This window comes from Actinoplanes subglobosus (assembly GCF_042650585.1).
Lineage (GTDB): Bacteria > Actinomycetota > Actinomycetes > Mycobacteriales > Micromonosporaceae > Actinoplanes > Actinoplanes subglobosus.
The window spans coordinates 39,532-61,008 of sequence record NZ_JBHSBL010000026.1 but is presented as its reverse complement, the minus strand read 5'-3'; the positions used below and the strand labels follow the sequence as shown (position 1 = coordinate 61,008).

The 21,477-nt window shown below is 71.2% G+C and carries 21 protein-coding genes; 7 read left to right on the top strand and 14 right to left on the bottom strand.

Annotated features, from left to right (window positions below; translation table 11 throughout):
- Positions 1–2 precede the first annotated feature (2 nt).
- Complete coding sequence (locus ACFO0C_RS38680) at positions 3–1,913, bottom strand: SpoIIE family protein phosphatase (protein ID WP_378071766.1); 1,911 nt, start codon at positions 1,911–1,913, stop codon at positions 3–5.
- 80 nt (positions 1,914–1,993) lie between these two features.
- Positions 1,994–2,653, bottom strand: a complete 660-nt coding sequence (locus ACFO0C_RS38675; protein WP_378071765.1) for a GTP cyclohydrolase II — start codon at positions 2,651–2,653, stop codon at positions 1,994–1,996.
- 128 nt (positions 2,654–2,781) lie between these two features.
- On the opposite strand from ACFO0C_RS38675, the gene ACFO0C_RS38670 reads away from it, so the two are divergent.
- Positions 2,782–3,474, top strand: a complete 693-nt coding sequence (locus ACFO0C_RS38670) for a RibD family protein (protein ID WP_378071764.1) — start codon at positions 2,782–2,784, stop codon at positions 3,472–3,474.
- Between the two features lie 35 nt (positions 3,475–3,509).
- Here ACFO0C_RS38670 and ACFO0C_RS38665 read toward each other — a convergent pair whose 3' ends face one another.
- The 5 genes from ACFO0C_RS38665 to ACFO0C_RS38645 form a co-directional block, all read right to left on the bottom strand.
- Entirely contained in the window at positions 3,510–4,631 is a 1,122-nt protein-coding gene (locus tag ACFO0C_RS38665) for a lysylphosphatidylglycerol synthase transmembrane domain-containing protein (protein WP_378071763.1), read from the bottom strand.
- A 51-nt stretch (positions 4,632–4,682) separates the two neighbouring features.
- Entirely contained in the window at positions 4,683–5,618 is a 936-nt protein-coding gene (locus tag ACFO0C_RS38660; protein ID WP_378071762.1) for a class I SAM-dependent methyltransferase, read from the bottom strand.
- 185 nt (positions 5,619–5,803) lie between these two features.
- On the bottom strand, positions 5,804–6,991 hold the full coding sequence (locus ACFO0C_RS38655) for a glycosyltransferase family 4 protein (RefSeq protein ID WP_378071761.1): 1,188 nt from the start codon (positions 6,989–6,991) through the stop codon (positions 5,804–5,806).
- Complete coding sequence (locus ACFO0C_RS38650; protein ID WP_378071760.1) at positions 6,988–7,386, bottom strand: 6-pyruvoyl trahydropterin synthase family protein; 399 nt, start codon at positions 7,384–7,386, stop codon at positions 6,988–6,990. Before ACFO0C_RS38650 ends, ACFO0C_RS38655 begins: the two co-directional genes overlap by 4 nt.
- 56 nt (positions 7,387–7,442) lie before the next feature.
- Positions 7,443–8,411 carry a zinc-dependent alcohol dehydrogenase gene (locus ACFO0C_RS38645; protein WP_378071759.1) on the bottom strand — a complete coding sequence of 323 codons (969 nt, stop codon included), beginning with the start codon at positions 8,409–8,411 and terminating at the stop codon, positions 7,443–7,445.
- Between the two features lie 107 nt (positions 8,412–8,518).
- Between ACFO0C_RS38645 and ACFO0C_RS38640 the strand changes: the two genes are divergently transcribed.
- A complete protein-coding gene (locus tag ACFO0C_RS38640; protein ID WP_378071758.1) occupies positions 8,519–9,283 on the top strand; it encodes a CDP-alcohol phosphatidyltransferase family protein in 765 nt (254 codons plus the stop codon).
- On the opposite strand, the gene ACFO0C_RS38635 is transcribed toward ACFO0C_RS38640, so the two are convergent.
- The 5 genes from ACFO0C_RS38635 to ACFO0C_RS38615 form a co-directional block, all read right to left on the bottom strand.
- Positions 9,280–9,840 (bottom strand): PadR family transcriptional regulator, encoded by a 561-nt coding sequence (locus ACFO0C_RS38635; protein ID WP_378071757.1) that lies wholly within the window; start codon positions 9,838–9,840, stop codon positions 9,280–9,282. The two genes, ACFO0C_RS38640 and ACFO0C_RS38635, sit on opposite strands and share 4 nt — an antisense overlap.
- A gap of 10 nt (positions 9,841–9,850) precedes the next feature.
- A complete protein-coding gene (locus tag ACFO0C_RS38630) occupies positions 9,851–10,648 on the bottom strand; it encodes a crotonase/enoyl-CoA hydratase family protein (protein WP_378071756.1) in 798 nt (265 codons plus the stop codon).
- A gap of 8 nt (positions 10,649–10,656) precedes the next feature.
- Entirely contained in the window at positions 10,657–12,723 is a 2,067-nt protein-coding gene (locus ACFO0C_RS38625; RefSeq protein ID WP_378071755.1) for an oxidoreductase, read from the bottom strand.
- A 351-nt stretch (positions 12,724–13,074) separates the two neighbouring features.
- Entirely contained in the window at positions 13,075–14,562 is a 1,488-nt protein-coding gene (locus ACFO0C_RS38620; RefSeq protein WP_378071754.1) for a nucleobase:cation symporter-2 family protein, read from the bottom strand.
- Between the two features lie 125 nt (positions 14,563–14,687).
- A complete protein-coding gene (locus ACFO0C_RS38615) occupies positions 14,688–14,966 on the bottom strand; it encodes a hypothetical protein (RefSeq protein WP_378071753.1) in 279 nt (92 codons plus the stop codon).
- A gap of 176 nt (positions 14,967–15,142) precedes the next feature.
- Between ACFO0C_RS38615 and ACFO0C_RS38610 the strand changes: the two genes are divergently transcribed.
- The 3 genes from ACFO0C_RS38610 to ACFO0C_RS38600 all read left to right on the top strand — a co-directional run bounded on the left by ACFO0C_RS38610 (position 15,143) and on the right by ACFO0C_RS38600 (position 17,573).
- A complete protein-coding gene (locus tag ACFO0C_RS38610; protein WP_378071752.1) occupies positions 15,143–15,511 on the top strand; it encodes a hypothetical protein in 369 nt (122 codons plus the stop codon).
- Between the two features lie 95 nt (positions 15,512–15,606).
- The gene (locus ACFO0C_RS38605; protein ID WP_378071751.1) at positions 15,607–16,497 is read left to right on the top strand and encodes an alpha/beta fold hydrolase; all 891 of its coding nucleotides are present in this window, start codon (positions 15,607–15,609) and stop codon (positions 16,495–16,497) included.
- A 170-nt stretch (positions 16,498–16,667) separates the two neighbouring features.
- Positions 16,668–17,573, top strand: a complete 906-nt coding sequence (locus tag ACFO0C_RS38600; RefSeq protein ID WP_378071750.1) for an endonuclease/exonuclease/phosphatase family protein — start codon at positions 16,668–16,670, stop codon at positions 17,571–17,573.
- A 28-nt stretch (positions 17,574–17,601) separates the two neighbouring features.
- Here the strand turns inward: ACFO0C_RS38600 and ACFO0C_RS38595 are convergent, their stop codons facing one another.
- Entirely contained in the window at positions 17,602–18,174 is a 573-nt protein-coding gene (locus ACFO0C_RS38595) for an HAAS signaling domain-containing protein (protein WP_378071749.1), read from the bottom strand.
- Positions 18,175–18,339: 165 nt separating this feature from the next.
- Between ACFO0C_RS38595 and ACFO0C_RS38590 the strand changes: the two genes are divergently transcribed.
- Together ACFO0C_RS38590 and htpG are read left to right on the top strand one after the other, a co-directional pair.
- Positions 18,340–19,224 (top strand): cobalamin-binding protein, encoded by an 885-nt coding sequence (locus tag ACFO0C_RS38590; RefSeq protein ID WP_378071748.1) that lies wholly within the window; start codon positions 18,340–18,342, stop codon positions 19,222–19,224.
- 59 nt (positions 19,225–19,283) lie between these two features.
- Complete coding sequence (gene htpG / locus ACFO0C_RS38585; RefSeq protein ID WP_378071747.1) at positions 19,284–21,131, top strand: molecular chaperone HtpG; 1,848 nt, start codon at positions 19,284–19,286, stop codon at positions 21,129–21,131.
- A gap of 54 nt (positions 21,132–21,185) precedes the next feature.
- Here the strand turns inward: htpG and ACFO0C_RS38580 are convergent.
- A partial coding sequence (locus ACFO0C_RS38580) for a carbohydrate kinase family protein (protein ID WP_378071746.1) occupies positions 21,186–21,477 on the bottom strand: 292 nt, incomplete at its 5' end.

The window sequence follows — 21,477 nt, the reverse complement described above, 5'->3', positions numbered from 1 at the left end:
AACTAGAGCCCTGTGGATGACGCGAGCCCGACCAGGTCGAGGATCCGCCGCGACGGACTGCCCGGGGCCGACACCAGGACCAGCGGTGCCTTCCCGATCAGGTGCTGGGCACTGACCTCGTGCAGCACCGACACCCCGGCACTGGCCAGATGGCTGACACCGGACAGGTCGACGGTCATCGCCACGGTGCCGCCGCGGCTGCGGCGGAACAGCTCCGACCGTACCTCCGCGGCGGTGACGGCATCGATCGGACCGTCGATCCGGATCCGCGCCTCGTCACCACCGGGAAGTTCGGTGATCGTCAGATCGCCGTCGCGGGGGAAGGCCCGCGGCGCGTCGTCGAAGCTGGTCAGCAGGCGTGCCGGGCGCAGCAGCGGATGCCGCACGGTGGCGACCGTCCCGTCCACGCCCGGTTCCACCCGCAGGCTCTGCACCAGCTGGGCGGTGAGCGCCAGCCCGCGTCCCCGGGTCGGCTGCCGCTCCGGCGCCCGCCAGCCGCCGTGGTCGGTGACGGTCGCCTCGACCACGCCCGACGTCAGCAGCCGCGCCTCGACCTCGACCGACTCCCCGCCGATAGCGTGCTCGATCGCGTTGGTGGTCAGTTCACCGAGAGCGTGCTGGAGCACGAAGACGTCCTCGTCGGCGGCGCCCGCGGCGGCCAGCCAGGCGGCGATGTCCCGGCGCGAGCCGCCCAGGGATTCCGGCTGCGCCGGCAGATCAAGAGCCAGCGGGGGTACGGGCGCCACGCGCTGAGCGGCGAGGAGCGTGATGTCGTCGGCGTGCCCACCGGAGCGGACGAGCAGTTCGAGGGTCTGCGTGCACACCCGTTCGGCGGGGATCGCCGCCGGGTCGTGCAGGGCCCGCCCGGCCGCCGCGTCGGTGGCCACATGCGCGAGCTCGGCATCCGGGTCGGCACCGGCCCCGGGCCGTTCGAGGACCCCGTCGGTGTAGAGCAGCAGCGTCTCCCCGGGGCCGAGCCGCCCGCCCCGGACCGGGAACGAACCACCGGTGCCCAGCGGCGTGCCCCGCGTGCCGTCCAGGTAGCGGGCCTTCCCGTCGGCCGGGATGAGCAGCGGCGCCGGATGCCCGGCCGTGCAGTACGACAGCTCCCCGCTACCGGGGTCGAGCACGACCAGGCTGACCGTCGCCGCGTACGCCGCACGCACCCGCCCGGCCAGCCGGTCCACCGCGGTGAGCGCCTCCGCGATGCCGGCGCCCGCGTCGAGCCGCTCCTGCAGGACCGCCCGCAGCTGTCCCATCACCCCGGACGCGGTCACCCCGTGCCCGACGACGTCCCCGGCGACCAGCGCGATCCGCCCGTCCGGAGTGGTCACCGCGTCGAACCAGTCGCCGCCGGCCCGGCTGTCCGCGTCGGCCAGCAGGTAGGCCGCCGCCACCTGGAGGCCGGGCAGCACCGGCAGCCCGGCCGGCAGCAGTTCCCGCTGCAGCGCGTTGATCACGTCGCGGGTCTGCTCGTAACGCCGCCGCTGCCGGTCCGCCTCGGCCTCGGCGGCCTGCCGCTCCCGGGCCAGCTCGGTGACGTCGAACGCGGCCCCGATCACCCCGCGCACCGCACCGTCCGCGTGTCGCCACGGGACCAGCGCGAACGTCGCGAACATCTCGCCGACGGTGCCGTCCGGCTGGGCCAGGTGCACCCGCCACTGCTTGCCGCTGATCGTCTCCCCGGTCCGGTAGACCTCGTGGAACGCGTCCAGGAACTGCTGCCCGGACAGGTCGCTGAGCACCTCGCGGATGGTCCGGCCGACGATCCGGCGGCCGGGCAGCACCGCCCGGGTGGCCGCGTTGCTGCCGACCACCAGCAGGTCCGGCCCTTCCGACACGATGACGATGAAGGGCAGCTGATCGACCGCGGCGATCATCGCCCCGAGATCGCCTGCCTCCGGAATGTCCAAGCCCGTAGCCCTGCCGTCCGTCACCCTGCCGTCCGTCACCATGCCATCGTGCCGGACCTACCGCGGGAAGGCTCTGAACGTCACTCTGCCAGGGGGAGATCGATGGTGTGGGCGGTGTGCGACGCCTTGACGCTGAGGTAGCGGACGTTGGCCGCCGACAGGTGCACGCCGGTCGGGATCCGCTGCGTCACGTCGATCCCCAGGTCGGCGAGCTGGCCGGCCTTGTCCGGGTTGTTGGAGAGCAGCCGGATCCGGGTCGCACCCAGCCCGAGCAGCATCTGCGCGGCCGCCGTGTAGTCGCGCTCGTCCTCGCCCCGGCCCAGCGCCACGTTCGCCTCGTACGTGTCGAGGCCGTCGTCCTGCAGCGCGTACGCGTCGAGTTTCGCGTACAGCCCGATGCCGCGGCCCTCCTGTCGCAGGTAGAGCAGGAAGCCGCCCTGCTCCGCGATCCGTTCCACCGCCTCGCGCAGCTGCGGTCCGCAGTCGCAGCGCTGGCTGCCGAACACGTCACCGGTCAGGCACTCGCTGTGCGGCCGGACCAGTGGGGCCCGCCCGCCGGCCGCGGACTTGGTCAGGGCCCGTTGCCAGTCACCGAGACCGAGCGCGAGATGCTCCTTGCCGTCGGCCAGGCCGTCGAAGGTCATCACCCGGGCGGTGGTCGCGTAGCCGTCGGGGAACCGCAGCGGCACAGTCACCTGCCGTCGGATGCCGGCCTTGGTAACGGTCGTGGCTTCGAACATCGGTCCTCCTCGTGTGGTTCCCGCCGAACTCGGCGCACCGTCTGATCCGCACCGTCTGATCCTCTGCCCAGAGTTCGGCCCCCGCACACGGGGATTATGGTGGGGGCCGATACCTGGAGGCATCATCGGTGGCTGAGCGTCCTTACACCTTGCTGAGTTGTGGCATGTCCATCGACGGATATCTCGACGACGCCACCGAGGAGCGGCTGCTCCTGTCGAACGACGCCGATTTCGACCGGGTCGACGCCGAGCGCGCCGGGTGCGACGCGATCCTGGTCGGCGCCGCGACGATCCGGCAGGACAACCCGCGCCTGCTGGTGCGCTCCGCGGCCCGCCGCGCCGAGCGGGTCGCCCGCGGGGCGGATCCCGACCCGGTGAAGGTCACCGTGACCAGCAGCTGCCACCTCGACCCCGGGGCGTCGTTCTTCACCACGGGCGAGGCCGACAAGCTGGTCTACTGTGCGACGTCGACCGTGGACGGCGCGCGCAAGCTGCTGGGCGACCGGGCCACCGTCATCGACGGCGGCGACCCGGTGGACGTCCGGGTGGTCGCCGCCGACCTGGGCGGGCGTGGTGTCCGCCGGCTCATGGTCGAGGGTGGCGGGCACATGCACACCCAGTTCCTGGCCGCCGGTCTCGCCGACGAGCTGCAGCTCGTGGTCGCGCCGTTCTTCGTCGGTGACTCGCGGGCGCCCCGCTTCGTGCACGACGGCGTGTTCCCGTGGGGCCCGGACAATCGGGCGACCCTCGCCGAGGTCCGTCAGATGGGCGACGTGGTGCTGCTGCGTTACGCGCTCTCCGAGCGGTTCGGGCACGGCTGAGCCGCCGCACCGCTCCGAGACTTCTAACGCTGCGGTCAAGCCGCGACACCACCGGAGTAGGCGGGCTGCCGGGCGCCCACACGTACCATCGCCGGAATCGTGCGGGCGACCGGAAGCGGCACGACCACCGGGACCGCCGCCATCGCCGGTGCCGGCTTCTGCGCCGGCTGCGGCTTCTGTACCGGCTGCAGCTCCCGCACCGGCTGCGGCACGGCCTGCCCGGTCCGCCGGGCCATCAGCCGCACCACCAGGACGGCAGCACCCGGAGCGGCGGCGACGAACGCCAGGATGCCGTAGGCGACGGCGATCGTCAGACCCTGCGCGGCGCTCAGGCCCGCGGCGCCGAACGCCCAGGCCATCACGCCTTCACGGGGGCCCCACCCGCCGATGTTCACCGGCAGGCCCATCGCGATCAGCGCCAGCAGCAGCAGCGGCGCCAGCTCCAGCAGCGAGGCGGCACTGCCGGCGGCCCGCGCGGCGACCAGGAACGTCGCCAGATGCCCGGCCAGCACCGCCGCCGACGCCACCAGCACGCCCGGCCCGTTGCGCCGCGACAGCAGACCAGCGCGGATCTCGTTCATCCCGGTCCGGGCCGCGCCGGCCGCCTTCGAACGCCCGGCCCGCAGCCGGCGGAGACCGAGAACGATCAGGGCGCCGGCCACCGCGGCTCCACCGGCGACAGCGGCCACCACCGGCCCGTGCGCGGCCAGGAGATCAAAGACCGGCGAGGGTACGGAGACCAGCACCGCCACACCCACCAGGAGCAGGACGATCTGTCCCGCCGTACGCTCCAGCACCACGGCCCGGACCCCACGTCCCAGGTCGCCCTCACCCTTGCCGTGCCGCACCGCCCGGCCGACGTCGCCGAGGATCCCGCCCGGCAGGGCCGCGTTCAGGAACAGTGCCTGGTAGTAGTCGGCGGTCGCGTCCTTCAGCGTCAGCCGCATCCCGAGGCCGCGGGCCACCAGGCACCACCGCCACGCGCTGAGCAACGTGGTGGCGGCGCCGATCCCCAGCGCCGCCAGCAGCGCGCCCGCGTCGAGAACCCGCAGCCCGTCCAGGAACGCGCCGGTCCCGAGCCGCCACATCACCAGAGCCAGAATGCCGGCGCCACCCACCAGGCGCAGCCAGGCCCAGATCGATCGGTTCACGTCCATCGTCCCCTCGTAGCTTCCGAGGACTAGTACGCCCGGTCGGCGGCCCAGGGTTCACTCGAAGATCGCTAAAACATCCTTGTGACCCACGGAAGCATGCGGAAGTGCTGCCAGACGCCGTTCCAGGTAGGGTCCGACCGGTAGGTCAGGGCGTTCCTCGGCGGCCGCCCCGGCCCAGCCGCGAAGCCATTCGGCGGTCAGCGCGGGCATCGCCGGGCCGAGCCGCCACGGGCTCGGCCGGACCGTGACAGCCGCCCCCACCTTCGCGAACGCCTCCGCCGCGACCTGCGGGGCATCCGGCCCGAGCAGCCGCCGCCCGTCGACCGTCCGTCGCTGGTGCGCGTTGAACGCCGCCTCGACCTCGGAGTCCAGCGGATCGTGCGGCGCCAGCTGCACCTCGCCGGTCACCGACAGGGTGAAAAGCACCGACACCCGCGCCTGGGCGCACACACCGGCCAGCCGTTCCACCTCCTCGGCGGTGAGCAGGTCCAGCAGCGCCGAACAGGTCACCAGATCGGTGCCGGCCAGGTCGGCCGGGGTCAGGTCGGCGACGTCCAGGCGCTGTGTGCTGACCGTCACCCCGTCCGGCATACCCGCGGCGGCCCGCAGCAAAAGCGCGGGATCGCGATCCGTCATGATCCAGTGCTGGCCGGAGCCCAGCCGCGGCGTCAGCCACCGACCCAGCGAGCCGGTGCCGCAGCCCAGGTCGCGGACCGTCCGCACGGCGCCCGGCAGCAGGTCGACGAGGTCGAGGGCCCGCGCGGCGGCGTCGGCGGGTTCGCGCAGCGACAGCCAGGCGGCGCTGAACTCACCGGCCTCGTCGCTGATGGTCGCCCCGTCGGCGCCACCCGCCTCGGTGTGGTCGGCCGGCCCGGTCTCGCTGAACGCGCCGCCGATCCTGGGCCCGGCCCCGGGCAGCGGCCCACCCAGCCGGCCGGTGCCGGTCACCAGAAGCGTCTCGGACTCGATCTTGCCGTGCACTTCGGTCATGTGTGCCTCCTCGGCATCGTCGTTCTCCTCGGCATCGTCGTTTTCAGGCATCGTCGTTTCAGGCATCGTCGTTTTCAGGCATCGTCGTTGTCATTGGCATCGTCGGTCTCATCGGCCACCTCCGCCGGCCGGCGTCTCCGGGCCGTTCGTCAGCGCCGCTTTCTCCGGGGCGGCCTTCGCTGCCATCAACTGCCGGTCAGCACCTGGGCCAGGCTGCGGGCGGTCTCGTCCCAGCCGGTCAGTGTCGCGCGGCGTGCGCGGGCGTGCGCACGCCATTGTTCTCGCAGCTCACCGTCGGTGAGCCAGTCTCGCAGGGCGGCGGCCAGGGCGTCCCGGTCGTTCGGCGGGATCAACCGGCCCGGGATCCCGCCGCCGGGCGCGGTGCCGAGCGCCTCCGGTACCCCACCGACCTCGGCGGCGACCACCGGCAGGCCACGGGCCAGGGCTTCCGTCACCACCATGCCGTAGGTCTCGGCCCGCGACGGCAACACGAACAGATCCGCCTCCGCATAGACCTCGTCGAGCGCCACACCGGCGAGCGCACCCGCGAACCGGACGGTGTGCCGGTCCTGCCCGCGAACCGGACGGGTGATCCAGGACGGTGCCAGGGCACCGGCGGTGGACAGGGCCAGGGTCGCCGGGGGTGGGACGGCGAGGGCCGGGATCCGGCCTGCGCCCGCGACGGTGCAGGTCCAAGAAAGGTCCGGGAGCTGCTGCAAGGCGGTCAGCAGGAGGTCCTGACCCTTGCGCGGGGTCAGGGACGCCACGTTGAGCAGGCGGTGACCGGTGGGGGACGGGGTGGCGAGCGGGGACCGGTCGACTCCCGGTGCGACCGCGTGGACGCCGGTCAGGTCGTGCAGTTCCTCGACTCGGCGGGCGGCCGGTTCGCTGGTGGCGATCACGGCGGCGGCCAGGCGCAGGGTGCGGGATTCCAGGGTTCGGAGCTCGGCGGCGTCACTGTCGGTGAGGCCGGTCTCGTCACTCAGCGGAAGGTGGACCAGGACGGCCAGGCGCAGGCGGGTGGCGTGCGGTTCGAGCACGCCGGGGACACCGCAGGCGATCAGGCCGTCGATCAGCACGAGCGAGCCGGTGGGGATGTCGCCGAGCAGAGCGGCCAGAGCCTGGCGGTCCGGTTCGGCGGGACGCGGCCAGGCTCCGCCGAGCAGATGCTCATGCACGTCGAACGCCGGGAGAGACGCGGCGGACGCTGGGAGAGACGCGGCGGACGCCGGGAGAGACACGGCGGACGCTGGGAGAGCCGGGGTGGGGGAGGAGAGCCGCCTCAGAACCTCGCGGTCGTAGCGATTGCCGCCGCTCGGTGCCGCCGGGTCGTCGACCGACGCCGGCAGCACCGCGAACAGCGGGAGGATCACAGGTCGCGCTCGTAGGACGCCCAGGCGATGTGTGATTCGTGGAGGGTGACGGAGATGCCGGTGAGGCCGGTGGCGCCGGCGCCGAGCTCGCCCGCGTGGGCGCGGACGGCGAGGCGGTCGGCGATGACCTTGGCCAGGAACTCGGTGGACGTGTTGACGCCGGAGAACTCCGGGTCGTCGTCCAGGTTGCGGTAGGAGAGCCCGGAGCAGATGGTGTGCAGCTGCTCGCTCGCCCGGCCGATGTCGACCACGATGTTGTCGTCGTCCAGCTCCGGGCGGCGGAACGTGGCGTCCACCACGAAGGTGGCGCCGTGCAGGCGCTGCGCCGGTCCGAAGACCTCGCCGCTGAAGCTGTGCGCGATCATGATGTGGTCGCGGACGGTGACGCTGAACAAGGGCTACTCCTCAGGTGTGGTTCGGTGCGGTACTACGGGTACCCGATCCGGAAAGATCAAATCGGGTGGTCGTCCGGGTGGTCGTCCGGGTGGTCGATGACGTGGCAGAGCGCCTTGAGCGTGCCGTCGGCCAGTCGCGGCAGGACCGCCGGCAGCTCCTCGAACGGGCTGTGGCCGGTGATCAGCGCGTCGAACCGGGGATCCTTGAGTAACTCGAGGGCCACCTGGAAACGCTCGGCGTAACCCCGGTGGCGGGTCGGGGAGATGCCGCCGACCTGGCTGCTGCGGATCGTGAGGCGGCGGCTGTGGAAGTTCTCCCCCAGGGGTACGGAGATCCGCCGGTCACCGAACCAGCTCAGCTCGACCAGGGTGCCCTCGGTGCGGAGGAGTTCCAGGCCCTTGTCGAGGCCCGCTTCGGTGGCGCTGGCGTGGATGATCAGGTCGCGGTCGGCGCGCGCTGTGGCTGGCTGCGCAAAACGGATATCAAGTGACTTGGTGAGATTTTCCCGGTTGGGGTCGATGTCTACGAGTTCCACATCCGTGGCCGGGAGGCCGGCCAGGACCGCGGCGACCGACGCGCCGACCATGCCGCCGCCGATCACCGTGATCCGGTCGCCGATCTGCGGGGCCGCGTCCCACACCGCGTTCACCGCCGTCTCCACCGTGCCGGCCAGTACCGCGCGGGCCGCGGGCACGTCGTCCGGGATGACGGTGACCGCGTCGGCCGGAACCACGTAACGGGTCTGGTGCGGGTACAGACAGAAGACCGTCTTCCCGATCAGCTCCGGGACACCCGCCTCGACGACGCCCACGTTCAGGTAGCCGTACTTCACCGGGGCCGGGAAGTCGCCCTCCTGGAACGGCGCGCGCATCGCGGCCCACTGGCTCTCCGGCACCCGCCCCTGGAAGACCAGAGTCTCCGTGCCACGGCTCACCCCGGAGTGCAGTGTGCGCACCACCACGTCACCCGGGCCGGGATCCGGCACGTGCTCGGGGCGTATCTCCCCGGTTCCGGGGCAAGTCATCCAGAAAGCACGAGCCTGCAAAGCGGTTCCTTTCGACACTGAACCAAAACTCCCCGGAGAGCGTGTTGATCGGGGACAGCGGCTAAACCCTACGTCCAGGAGGAACGGTGACGATCAGTACCGCCACGACCACGACGAGTCCCCTCCGGGCTCCGCTGGCCGGGTTTGCCGCCCAGCTTCTCCTGCTCGCCGCCCTCGCCGCGACGGTGGGGCTCGGCACCTGGGGCCTGCTCGCCGGCGTCGCCTACGGAGCGGTCCTGTGCGGGCTGCTCGGCTACGCGTTACAGCACACCGGGATGACCCGGCTCGGATGGGCGAACACGGTCACCCTCTCCCGGGCGATCCTGACCGGCGGCGTCACCGCGATGGTGTTCACCCCGGACGCCCCGGTCGCCCTGCTCGTCACCGTCGCCGCGGTCGCCTTGGCCCTGGACGGCGTCGACGGCCAGGTGGCCCGCCGCACCGGCACCACCACCTCGCTCGGCGCGCGGTTCGACATGGAGATCGACGCGTTCCTGATCCTGGTGCTGAGCGTCTTCACCGCCGCCCAGTACGGCTGGTGGGCGCTGGCGATCGGTGGCTTCCGCTACGTGTTCGTCGCCGCGTCGTGGGCGCTGCCCTGGCTGACCGCCCCGCTGCCCCCGCGTTTCGGCCGCAAGGTCGTCGCCGCGCAGCAGGGCGTCATGCTCGCCGTCGTGGCCAGTGGCCTGCTCCCGACGTGGCTGTCCGTCTTCGCCCTGGCCGTCGCGCTGGGCTCGCTGACCTGGTCGTTCGGCCGCGACATCGTCTGGCTCCACCAGGCGTCCCGGGTCCGCGAGGCGGCCCGCAGCCGCTGGTCCGCCCCGCACCGCGAGCACGCTCTGGTCGGTTAGCCCGCGGGAAAGCGACGATCCAGGACCGTGAGGGCCAGGCGGCCCCACGTCAGGTTCTCGCGCTCGAAGATGATGCCCCTCTGCAAGGTCAGGTACGGGCCGATGCGGTTGCCGGTGGCCAGGAAGTCGTCCTCGCTGCGGCCGGCCAGGATCTCGGCGAGGCGCTGCTCGTAGGAGTCGAGGCGGCGGGCGCTCGACTCCAGCCGGGACTCGATCGACGACCGGACGCTGGCCACGTCGGCGTGTGCCAGCGCCTCGATCTGGACGAGCAGCTCGTCGCGTACCGTCGTCGGTTTGGGATCCTGCCTGGTGAAGGCCGTCAAGGCCGCCCGCCCGGCCGCGGTGAGCGAGAAGAGCCGCTTGTCCGGCCGTTTCTCCTGCGCCACCACCCGGGCGGCGAGCAGGCCGTCCGTCTCCATCTTGTCCAGCTCGCGGTAGAGCTGCTGCGACGTGGCGGTCCAGAAGTTGGCGACCGACACGTGGAATTGCTTGGCGAGCTCGTATCCGGAGGCCTCCCGGTTGATCAGGGCGGCCAGGACGGCGTTGCGTAGCGACACGGGACCCAGGTTACGAGCCGCGCGGGCGGAACTCGGGAGCCGTCTTCGTCATCGCGGCCTTCTGCACGATCTTCGTGTTGCGGCGCAGGAGCAGCAGCCGCAGCTGCTCGCGGCGCTCCCGGGCGAAGGTGCGACGGGCGCTGGACGTGACCGCGCCGTCGAACAGCCTCTTCGCGGCGGCCACCGCGTCCGGGGACCGGGTCGCGAGCCGCTGGGCGAAAGCGGTCGCCGACTCGACCGGGTCGTCGTGGACCTCGGAGACCAGGCCGATCCGGGCGGCCTCGCTGCCGGAGACCTCCTCGGCGGTCATGGTGAGCCGCTTCGCGACGTCCAGGCCGACCACCTCGGTGAGGCTGCGCACACCGGTCATGTCGGGGATGATGCCCCACTTGCCCTCGAGCACCGACCAGCGCGAATCGGGCGTGGCGAACCGGAAGTCCGCCGACAGCGCGATCTGCAGACCGCCGCCGAAGCAGTGCCCGTGCACGGCCGCGATCACCGGCACCGGCACCCGCCGCCACGCCCAGCACGCCTCCTGGAACAGGTTCGTGCCCCGCCACGGCGCCGGGACGAACGCACCGACGATCCGGCGCGGGTTCTTCATCGTGCCCGGGATGTCCAGCCCGGAACAGAACGACGGGCCGTCGCCGGCGATCACCACGGCCCGGATCGTCCGGTCGCGGCGCAGCCTGCGGGCCGCGGCGACCAGCTCGGTGAGGGTGTCGAGGGTGAGCGCGTTCAGCTTCTCCGGGCGGGACAGGCGCACGTGGGCGATCCCGTCCTCGATCCGCGTGGTCACAAGAGGCATGGGTTTCCTTACAACTTCGCGGCGAGTTCGGTCGCCTGTTTGATCGCTCGTTTCGCGTCGAGTTCGGCGGCCACGTCGGCGCCGCCGATCACGTGCACGTCCACACCGCGCGCGGTCAGCGGCACGACCAGGTCGTTCACCGACTCCTGGCCGGCGCAGACGACGACGGTGCCCACCGCCAGGATGCGCGCCTCCCGCGGCGACTTCGGGTCCTTCGGGTTCACCGGCACGGTGATGTGCAGGCCCTCGTCGTCGACCCGCACGTACTCCACCCCGCCGAGCATGGTCACGCCGGAGTCCTGCAGCGTCGCGCGGTGCACCCAGCCGGTCGTCTTGCCGAGACCCTTGCCGAGCGCGCTCGCCTTGCGCTGCAGCAGGTACACCTCGCGGCGCGGCGGGGCTTTCACCTTCGTCGCCAGCCCGCCCCGTTGCTGATCGGGATCGGTCACACCCCAGCGCTGCATCCAGTGTTCGGCGGACTCGCCCGGCTCGTGCAGCAGGAACTCGGCCACGTCGAAGCCGATCCCGCCCGCCCCGATCACCGCTACCGTTTCGCCGATCTCGTGTGTTCCGTTCGCGTGTGTTCCGTTCGCGTGGGTTCCGTTGATGACCTGCTGGTAGGTCAGCACGCTCGGATGGTCGATCCCCGGGATCGGCGGCACCCGCGGGACCACGCCGGTCGCCACGACCACGTGGTCGAAATCGGTCAAGTCGTCGACAGTCGCCCGCTTGCCGAGGTGCAGCGTGACCCCACGCGTCCCGATCATGTGCCGGTAGTAGGCCAGCGTGTGCGCGAAATCCTCCTTGCCGGGGATCCGCGCCGCCAGCGTGAACTGCCCGCCGATCCGGTCGGCCGCCTCGAAGAGATCAACCCCATGACCGCGGCCGGCCAGTTCCACGGCGGCCGCGAGGCCGGCCGGGCCCGCCCCGACGACCGCGATCCTCTTCCGGGTACGGGTGGGGAGAAGAACAAGCTCGGTCTCGTACGCCGCACGCGGGTTCAGCATGCAGGTGGCGCGCTTGTTGCCGAACGTGTGATCCAGGCAGGCCTGATTGCACGCGATGCACGTGATGATCTCGGCGGCCCGGCCGCTCGCCGCCTTGTTGACGAACTCGGCGTCGGCCAGCAGCGGGCGCGCCATCGACACCAGGTCCGCGTCACCGGCGGCCAGGATCTCCTCGGCGATCTCCGGCCGGTTGATCCGGTTCGACGCGATCACCGGCACGCCCACCTCACGCCGCAGCTTGCCGGTCACCCACGCGAACGCGGCCGGCGGCACCGACGTCACGATCGTCGGCACCCGTGCCTCGTGCCAGCCGATACCCGTGTTCAGGATCGACACGCCGCGTTCCTGCAGGCCACGGGCCAGCTCGACGGTCTCCTCCCACGACTGGGCGTCGTCGACGAGATCCAGCAGGCTGATCCGGTACTGCACGATGAAGTCGTCGCCGACCAGGTCCCGGGTCCGCTTCACGATCTCCAGCGGAAACCGCATCCGCTTCGCGGCGGATCCACCCCAGGCATCGGTACGGGTGTTCGTGCGCGCCGCCAGGAACTGGTTGATCAGGTAGCCCTCGGACCCCATGATCTCCACACCGTCGTAGCCGGCCCGCTTCGCCAGCTCCGCCGCCCGCGCGAACGACGTCGCCGTCCGGTCCACCTCACGGCTGCTCATCGCCCTCGGCTTGAACGGCGTGATCGGCGACTTCCGCCCGGACGCCCCCCTGCTGAACGGGTGGTAGGCATACCGCCCCGCATGCAGCACCTGCAGCAGAATCTTCCCGTCGTGCTCGTGCACCGCCCCGGTGACCGTCCGGTGCGCCCGGGCCTGCCGCGCCGTGGTCATCTGGCTGCCGAACGGGAGCAGCCAGCCCCGCCACGTCGGCGCGTAGCCGCCGGTGACGATCAGGGCGGTGCCGCCCCTGGCCCGCTCCGCGAAGAAGGCGGCGAGCTTCGGCAGGTCCCGTCGCCGGTCCTCCAGCTTGGTGTGCATGGACCCCATGACGACGCGATTGCGCAGCGTCGTGTGCCCCAGATCGAGCGGGCTGAGCAGCGTTTCGAACGCACCGGCCATGTCGTCTGCCTCCTCGCAGCCACCATCTGGCCGCAGCATAGACAACAAAACACCTATGCAACAAGTTGCCTATAAGCCAGATCGCCAGCTGTAGTCCAGCACGGTTGTCCGGGGTGGGAGGGGTGTCTGGGTGACGGCTGAGGTCGTCGGCCGTCGCGTAGCACGGTTGTTCCCGGCCCGAGGGGTGTCTGGGTGACGGCTGACGATCTCGGCTGTCGCTGGTGCGGTGATCGGCCGGGCGACGGCTCGTGGGTGGAGGCGGTGCTTGTGCTGCGCGAGCGGGCCTCAGCTGACGACGGGGCCCGCGGAGCGTACCTCCGCGGGCCGTTGATCTTTGGTGGATGGACCTGGTCAGGGTTTGGCCGGTGGTTCCGTCGCTGCCGGAGTCCCCGCGGGTTCGGGGGTTTCGGCTGCCGACGGTGCGTCCGGGACGGGATCGGCCTGGGCGGTGCCGTCGGTGGGTGCCGGCGAGGTGGGTGCAGGGGAGACGGGTGCAGGGGAGTCGGGTGCGGGTGGGGTGGTGTCCGGGGTGGGGCGGGACCAGCCGTTGAACAGCAGGTTCAGGAGGAAGACGACGATCACCGTGGTGGTGATCGAGCTGCCGAAGATGATCTCCAGCTCGTCGGGCATGCGGGTGTAGAAGGCCGGCGCCACCACCGGGATCATGCCGACGCCGATCGAGACCGCGATGATCAGCAGGTTGTTGGTGCCGTCGAACTCGACACGGCGGAGGCTTCGGATGCCGACGGCGGTGACCGTCGCGAACATGACCAGGGCGGCTGCCCCGATGACCGGGCCCGGGACCGCGGCGATGATCTCGCCGAGTTTCGGGATGAGGCCGAGCAGCACCAGGATGACACCGGCCGCGGTGACCACGAAGCGGCTGCGGACGCGGGTGACCTGGACCAGGCCGACGTTCTGGGCGAACGCGGTGTCGAGGAACGAGTTGAAGACACCGGCGAGGATGCCGGAGAGGCCGTCGGCGGCGAGGCCGCGGGCGATGTCGTTCTCGGACGGGCGCCGGCCGACCGCCTCACCGACGGCGAGCATGTCGGCGGTCGACTCGACGTAGATGATCAGCATGACCGTGCACATCGACACGATCGCGGCGGCCTGGAACTCGGGCGGGCCGAAGTAGAACGGGCGGGCCAGGCCGAACCAGCTCGCCTCGCCGACCCCGGAGAAGTCGACCAGGCCCATCAGCGCGGCCACGATCACGCCGAAGATCAGGCCGATCAGCACCGACAGCGAGGCGAGGAACCCGCGGGCGAACCGGTTGACCAGGATGATCAGGAGGATGATCGCGGCGGCCAGGGCCAGTTTGTCCAGGGCGCCGTAACCCGGGGCGTCCTCGTTGGTGCCGGCGATCAGCCCGGCCCCGGCGTCGATCAGGGACAGGCCGATCACGGTGATCACGGTGCCGGTGACCAGCGGCGGGAACAGGTGGATGATCTTCGCGAAGGGCCTGGCGACGAGCAGGCCGAAGACGCCGGCGGCCAGGAACGCGCCGTAGACGGCGGGCAGACCGTACTTCGCACCGATCAGGATCATCGGGTTCAGGGCGGCGAAGGTGGCGCCGGCGACGACCGGTAGCCGTACGCCGAGGATCCTCCCCACGCCGAGGCTCTGGATGATCGTGATGACGCCGGCGACGAACAGGTCGGCGTTGACCAGGATCGCGATGGTGGTCGCGTCCAGTTTGAGCGCCCCGCCGACGATCAGGGGTACGGCGACGCATCCGGCGTACATGACGAGGACGTGCTGGAGACCCAGGACCGCCAGACGGCCGACCGGCAGCATCTGGTCGACCGGGTGCTTGTTCCCGACCGCGTGAGACATGGGCAGAACCTTCCAAGTGGAAATGGTTCCGCGGATTCTCGGCACGCGATGTTTACGGCAGAGATCCCAGTGTTGCATCGCGGTGAACTTCTTCTATGTCTGAGCCCTGTGCCGGAGTCTGAGCCTTATGTCTGCGCGCATCCCGGGCCGGCGGCGACCCCGTCGACGATCCGGTACTTCGAGATGTCGCCCCGCACGTAGCCGGTGAGCTGCCGGATCGACGTCGGCGCCGCTCCGTTGTTCATCAGGTAGCCGACGATCGCCGTGTCCACGGTCCGGCAGGTGGCCTGGTCGGCGACTGCCTGGGTACGGGACTGAAGCTTCGATGGGTTCAACGCAACGTAAGAAACGCCGCCAATACTCATCGTAATCGCACTGGCCATTGCTATCTCGATCAAACGCACCGGGAGAGGCTAGCCATGATCACTCACGGTGGTCATCTGGCTGAACGGTCGAGATCATCAACCTCAAGGGCAACGCTGTGTAACAAACCCGACGGGGCGAATGAATCGACGTGATTCGCGATGTCGGTGATACCTTGATTACTCGGAGCAACGGTCTGATTGCGCTGGAGGATCCCATGCGTCGTGCCGCTGTCGTTCTCGCCCTCGTCCTCGCCGGGCTGTGGATCGCGTCGCCCGCGAGCGCGTTCGCTCACAACGCGGTGCACAACCCGGCCATGCACACGCTGCTGGACGGGCTCACCCTGCTGGTCGTCTCCGCTCCGGTGTGGACGGCGCTGCTGTGGAGCGGGGGCAGCCGCTGGCTGCTGGCCGCACTGATCGGGGTCGTCCAGATCCCGGTCGCGATCATCGGGTTCGTGCCGATCGCCAACCCGTACCTGCACCTCACCCTGTTCGGTATCGCGCTCGGCCTGACCGCGGTCTCGCTGCGGGTGGTGCGCGGCCAGGCACGGGCCGCCGCCGTGGCAGCATCACGGACCCGGTAAGGGTCGAACGGATGACCGGGTTCTCTCAGCGGCCCGGTCATCCGATGTGATGTCGGCGTAACCTCGCTGTCAGTGAGGCTGGCCACAATGAACACGTGGTGACCGAGACGATGTTGCCGGTCAACGGCATCCAGATGTGCGTGGAGACATTCGGCGAGCCCATCGACCCTCCGCTGCTGCTCCTGGCGGCGGACGCCAGTTCGATGGACTGGTGGGACGACGAGTTCTGCCGGCGCCTGGCGGCCGGCCGACGGTTCGTCATCCGCTACGACCACCGGGACACCGGCCGGTCGACCTCCTACCCCGCGGGCGAGCCGGCCTACTCCGGCGCCGACCTGATGTACGACGCCATCGGCGTGCTCGACGCACTCCGCGTCCCCGCGGCGCACCTGGTCGGCTTCTCCCTCGGCGGTGCCCTCGCCCAGCGCGTCGCCGTGCACCATCCGTCCCGCGTGCTCAGCCTCACCCTCATCTCGACCAGCGTCGACGGTGAACCCCCCGGCAACGCGACGGTCACCGTCGGCGGCCCGGTCGCCCTTTCCGCGGGCACGGTCACCGCCGTCGTGCGTACGGTCGAAGCGCCTCCCGCCACCGATGAGACCGACTGGTCGAACCGGAAGGCGGCGGTGGCCCGCATGATCGACGAGGTACGTGCCCGGGGCGGCCCGTTCACCCCGGGGGAACCCCAGCTGCGCCGCCTCGCCGAACGCGTCTTCGACCGCTCCGCCGACCTGGCCGCGAGCCGTGTCAACCATCGGCTGGCGGGGTACGGCCCGCCGGTCCGCGACCTGCTCGGCGACATCGAGACCCCGACCGTGGTCCTGCACGGCACCCTGGACCGGCACATAGCGGCCGGCCATCCGGAGGAGCTGGCGCGCTGCATCCCGGGAGCCCGCCTGGTATGGCTCGACGGGGTGGGCCACGAGTTCCCGCCCCGCGCGGTCTGGACCCAGGTCCTGACCGAAATCCTGGCCCTGGCCGCCTGACCCCGCCTGCCTGAACCCCGCCTGCCCGACCCCGCCGCCCTGACCCTGACCGCCTGACCCCGCCCTCCTGAACCCCGCCGGCCTGGCTCCACCCACCCCGGCGCTGCATTGACGACCGGGCGGAGGTCCGGCGCGGTGGGTCACTTGATCCGCTGTGCGAGCATCGCCGCGTGCGAGAAGGACGGGACCGGTTCGGGTGGTTCGTGATGCTGCCCGGTGCGGTGATCGTCGCCGTGCCGCTGGTGTTCCCGGTGGGGAGTCTGCTGCCCACCATCCGGCCCTGGCTCGGCCTGGCCGTTCCGGTTCTGGCCGGTCTCGCCGCCTGGCGCCGCTCCCGGCCCGCGCTGGCCGCCGTCATGGTGCCGCTCGTCGCCTGGCTCGGCGTCTTCGGCGGGCACCTCCTGCCGGACGGCGACGAGCCCCACGATCTGGTCGCCGTTCAGCACAACGTCAGCGACGAGAACCCGGATCCGGCCGGCACCGTCCGCACGCTCGTCGCGGGCCATCCGGATCTGGTGGCGATGGAGGAGATCACCCCCGAGGCCGCACCCGCCTACGCTGCCGCGTTCCCCGCCGAGTACGCGCACCACACGATCCATGGGACCGTCGCGCTCTGGTCCCGGCACCCGCTGATCGAGGCCGCGGCGCTGGACATCCGCCCGGCCGGCCTCGGCGACGACTGGAACCGCGGTCTGCGCGCCGTCGCCCGCACCCCGCACGGTGACATCGCCGTCTACGTCGCGCACCTGTCATCGGTGCGGCCGTCGCCGACCGGTCTCGACACGGCCCGCCGCGACGACAGCGCCGCCCGGCTGGGCGCGGCACTGGCCGCCGAACCACACGAGCGCGTGATCCTCCTCGGCGACCTGAACGCCACCACCGGCGACCCGGGGCTGCGGCCGGTCACCGCCCACCTGGCCACCGACGGCTCGGATTTCGCGTTCAGCTTCCCGGCAGCCCTGCCGATCGCCCGCATCGATCACGTCCTGGCCCGGACCCTCACCGTCACCGCGGTCCGGACGCTGCCGCGAACCGGCAGCGACCACCTGCCGATCATCGCCGGCCTGCGTCTCTGACGCCCGGATCAGGGGAGGGCGGGCGGGGTCATGGCCGGGCGGAGCTGTGCAGGGTCAGGCCCGCGACGATGGAGCCGGTGCACGCCGCCGCATACAGCATCAGGAAGCCCAGGCCGGAGAAGATCGAGACGCCGGCCAGCATGATGAGCAGCAGCAGCGTGCCGGCGAGCGGAGCGGTGGCCAGGAGCCAGGCCGCCGCTTTCTGCACCGGGCTCCAGCGCGGCGAGACCGTGGCGATCATCAGGCCGGCGGCCTGGCCGACCAGTGGCAGCACGACGGCGCCGCCGGTGAGCAGGCCGACGGCCACCCGCTCGGAACCGCCCGCCGGGACGGCCGGGGCCGGGAGCGGCGCGGCCGGCAGGCGCAGGTGGGTGGGCGTGCCGCTACGGCGCACCGCGGCGACCAACTGGTCGGGCGGCCCTAACCGGCTGAGCACCCGCGACGGCTCGTCGGCCAGGTCGCGGCGCATCGCGATGTAGCCGGCCACCGTGTTCATCAGGTCGTCGCGGGTCTCCGGTGGCAGGTCTCCGGCGGCCGCCCAGAGCGTGGCCAGGTAGTCGAGAACGAGAACGTCGTCGTGGGCCGGCGGTGCCGTCGTCATCAGAGTCCCCCAGTTGTCCCGTTTCCCCGTGGCCCGGACCGGCGGGCCGGCCGCCGATCCGGTGCCGTCGAGCATTCCCGCCCGGGCACCGCCGCCACATCGGTCCAAGGTGGTAACTACGCGCCGCGGCATCATCCTTCAGTCGTAGTCCGGGAGTATGGGGTCATGCGCCTGGTGTCCCTGCTGCCGTCCGCAACCGAGATCGTCTACGCCCTCGGGCTCGGCGACGACCTGGTCGGCGTCACGTTCGAGTGCGACGAGCCGGCCGACGCCCGCTCGACGAAGACGGTCGTGGTCGGCGGGCGCGACACCAGCGGCATGACCCCGGCCGAGATCGACGACTACGTGCGCACCCAGATGTCGGCCGGCGGTGACCTCTACACGCTGCACGCCGACGCGCTCGCCGGGCTCGACCCCGACCTGATCCTCACCCAGGATCTCTGCCGGGTCTGTGCGCTGCCGTCGGGGCACGTCGACCGGGCGCTGAGCCACCTGGGCTGCTCCAGTGACGTCCTGTCGCTCGATCCCCACTCCCTCGACGAGGTCCTGGAGACCTTTTCCGCGGTGGCGGACGCGGTGGGCGTACCGGAAAGGGGTGTCGACCTGGTGAACGGCCTGCGGGAGAGGCTGGCGGCGGTGCGTGACGCGGTGGCCGGGAGGCCCCGGCCCCGGGTGGCCGTGGTGGAATGGGTCGATCCGCCGTTCACCGCGGGGCACTGGGTGCCGGATCTGATCGTCGCGGCCGGCGGCGAACCGGTCGCCGCGATGGCCGGGCAGCGTTCGGTGCGGGTCTCGTGGGCCGAGCTGGCCGCTCCGCGGCCGGAGATCGTGCTGGTCACGCCGTGCGGTTACCACCTGGAGGGCGCGATCCGGCAGGCCGGTGCGGTGGTCCCGCATTTCCCCGCCGCGTCGGTGTGGGCGATCGACGGCGACGGCCTGGTGGTACGACCGGGGCCGCGTCTCGTGGACGGGGTGGAGGCGATCGCCGCGATCCTGCATCCGGAAGCGGTACCGCCGGCGCCCGCCGGGTCGGTGCACCACGTCGCCTGACGGGCCGACCGGCGGGCGTCCTACGATCGGGTGCGTAACACCGGACATGACGGAAACGGGTGACGATGGAGACGTTGGAGTTCCAGGCAGAGGCGCGCCAGCTGTTGCAGCTGATGGTCCACTCGATCTATTCGAACAAGGACATCTTCCTGCGCGAGCTGATCTCGAACGCGTCCGACGCGCTGGACAAGTTGCGCCTGGCGAAGCTACAGGACGGGCTCGAGGCGGACACCTCCGACCTGCACATCGAGATCGAGGTCGACGCCGAGGCGCGCACGCTGACCGTCCGTGACAACGGGATCGGCATGACCCGCGAGGAGGTCGTGGCGCTGATCGGCACGATCGCCAAATCCGGCACCGCGGAGCTGCTGGGCAAGCTCAAGGAGGCCAAGGAGAGCCCCGAGCTGATCGGCCAGTTCGGTGTCGGGTTCTACTCGACGTTCATGGTCGCCGACAAGGTCGAGCTGATCACCCGCAAGGCGGGTACCGAGGGTCACGGCACCCGCTGGGAGTCGGCCGGCGAGGGCACGTTCACGATCGACGACGCGCCGGACGCGCCGGTCGGCACCGCCGTGACGCTGCACCTGCGCCCCAAGGACGAGGACGACGCCCTCTACGACTACACCGACGCGTGGAAGATCAAGGAGATCGTCAAGCGGTACTCCGACTTCATCGCGTTCCCGATCCGCAAGACCAGCGGTGACGAGGTCGAGACGCTCAACTCGCAGAAGGCCCTGTGGGCGCGGCCGCGCAGCGAGGTCACCGACGCCGAGTACCACGAGTTCTACAAGCACATCAGCCACGACTGGACCGATCCGCTCGAGATCATCAACATGAAGGCGGAGGGCACCTTCGAGTACGAGGCGCTCCTCTTCATCCCGTCCCGTGCCCCGCACGACCTGTTCCAGCGGGACGCCCGCCGTGGCCTGCAGCTCTACGTCAAGCGCGTCTTCATCATGGACGACAGCAAGGAGCTGATCCCCGACTACCTGCGCTTCGTCAAGGGCGTGGTGGACGCGGCCGACCTGTCGCTGAACATCTCCCGCGAGATCCTGCAGCAGGACCGGCACATCCAGATGATCCGGCGCCGCCTGGTCAAGAAGGTCCTGTCCACGATCAAGGACCTGATGAGCAGCAGCCCGGAGAAGTACGCGACGTTCTGGCGCGAGTTCGGCCGGGCGGTCAAGGAGGGCCTGCTCGCCGAGCCCGACAACCACAAGCCGATCCTGGAGATCGCGTCGTTCGGCACCACCGAGGGCACCGAGCCGACCACCCTGACCGCCTACATCGAGCGGATGAAGGAGGGCCAGGAGGAGATCTACTTCCTGACCGGTGAGAGCCGCTCCCAGGTGGAGAACTCGCCGCACATGGAGGCGTTCCGCGCACAGGGCTACGAGGTGCTGGTCCTCACCGACCCGGTCGACGAGATCTGGGTCGACGTGGTCGGCGAGTTCGACGGGAAGAAGCTGCGGTCCATCGCCCGTGGCGCGGTCGACCTGCCCAAGGACGAGGAGAAGCCGGAGCCGGAGGGTGACTTCGCGCCGCTGCTGGGCTTCCTCACCGAGAAACTGACCGAGCAGGTGAAGGAGGTGCGGCTGTCGCACCGGCTGACCACCTCGGCGGCGTGCCTGGTCAGCGACGCCGACGACATCACCCCGGCGCTGGAGAAGATGTACCGGGCGATGGGGCAGGAGGGCCCGCGGGTCAAGCGCATCCTCGAGCTCAACCCCAACCACCCGCTGGTCTCCGGCCTGCGTGCGGCCCATGAGCGGAGCGCCGGCGACGCGGCCCTTCCGGACACCGCGGAGCTGCTGTACGGGACAGCGCTGCTCGCCGAGGGCGGTGACCTGGAGGACCCGGCCCGGTTCGCCAAACTCCTCGCCGACCGTCTCGCCCAGACGGTCTGACCTCGCTGTTCCTGGCCGCCGCCGTCTGTTCTCCAGGCCTGGTGACGCCGGCGGTCAGGGCAGGTGGGACAGCCAGGCTCGTGGGCCGGCGTGCGTGACGCGGACGGCGGCGATCCCGGAGGCGTAGCCGATCGCGGCCGGCAGGTCGTCGCCGCGGGCCAGGGCGACGGCGAGCGCGCCGTGGAAGGCGTCGCCCGCGCCGGCGGTGTCGACAGCTGCGACACGGGGGACAGGCACTTCTCCGCTGCCACCGTCGCTGAACCAGCGAACTGGATCCGGTCCGTGCGTGATCACGACAGCCGGCGCCGCGACGGCCGCTGCGATCGCGGCGTCGGTCGCGGCGGCG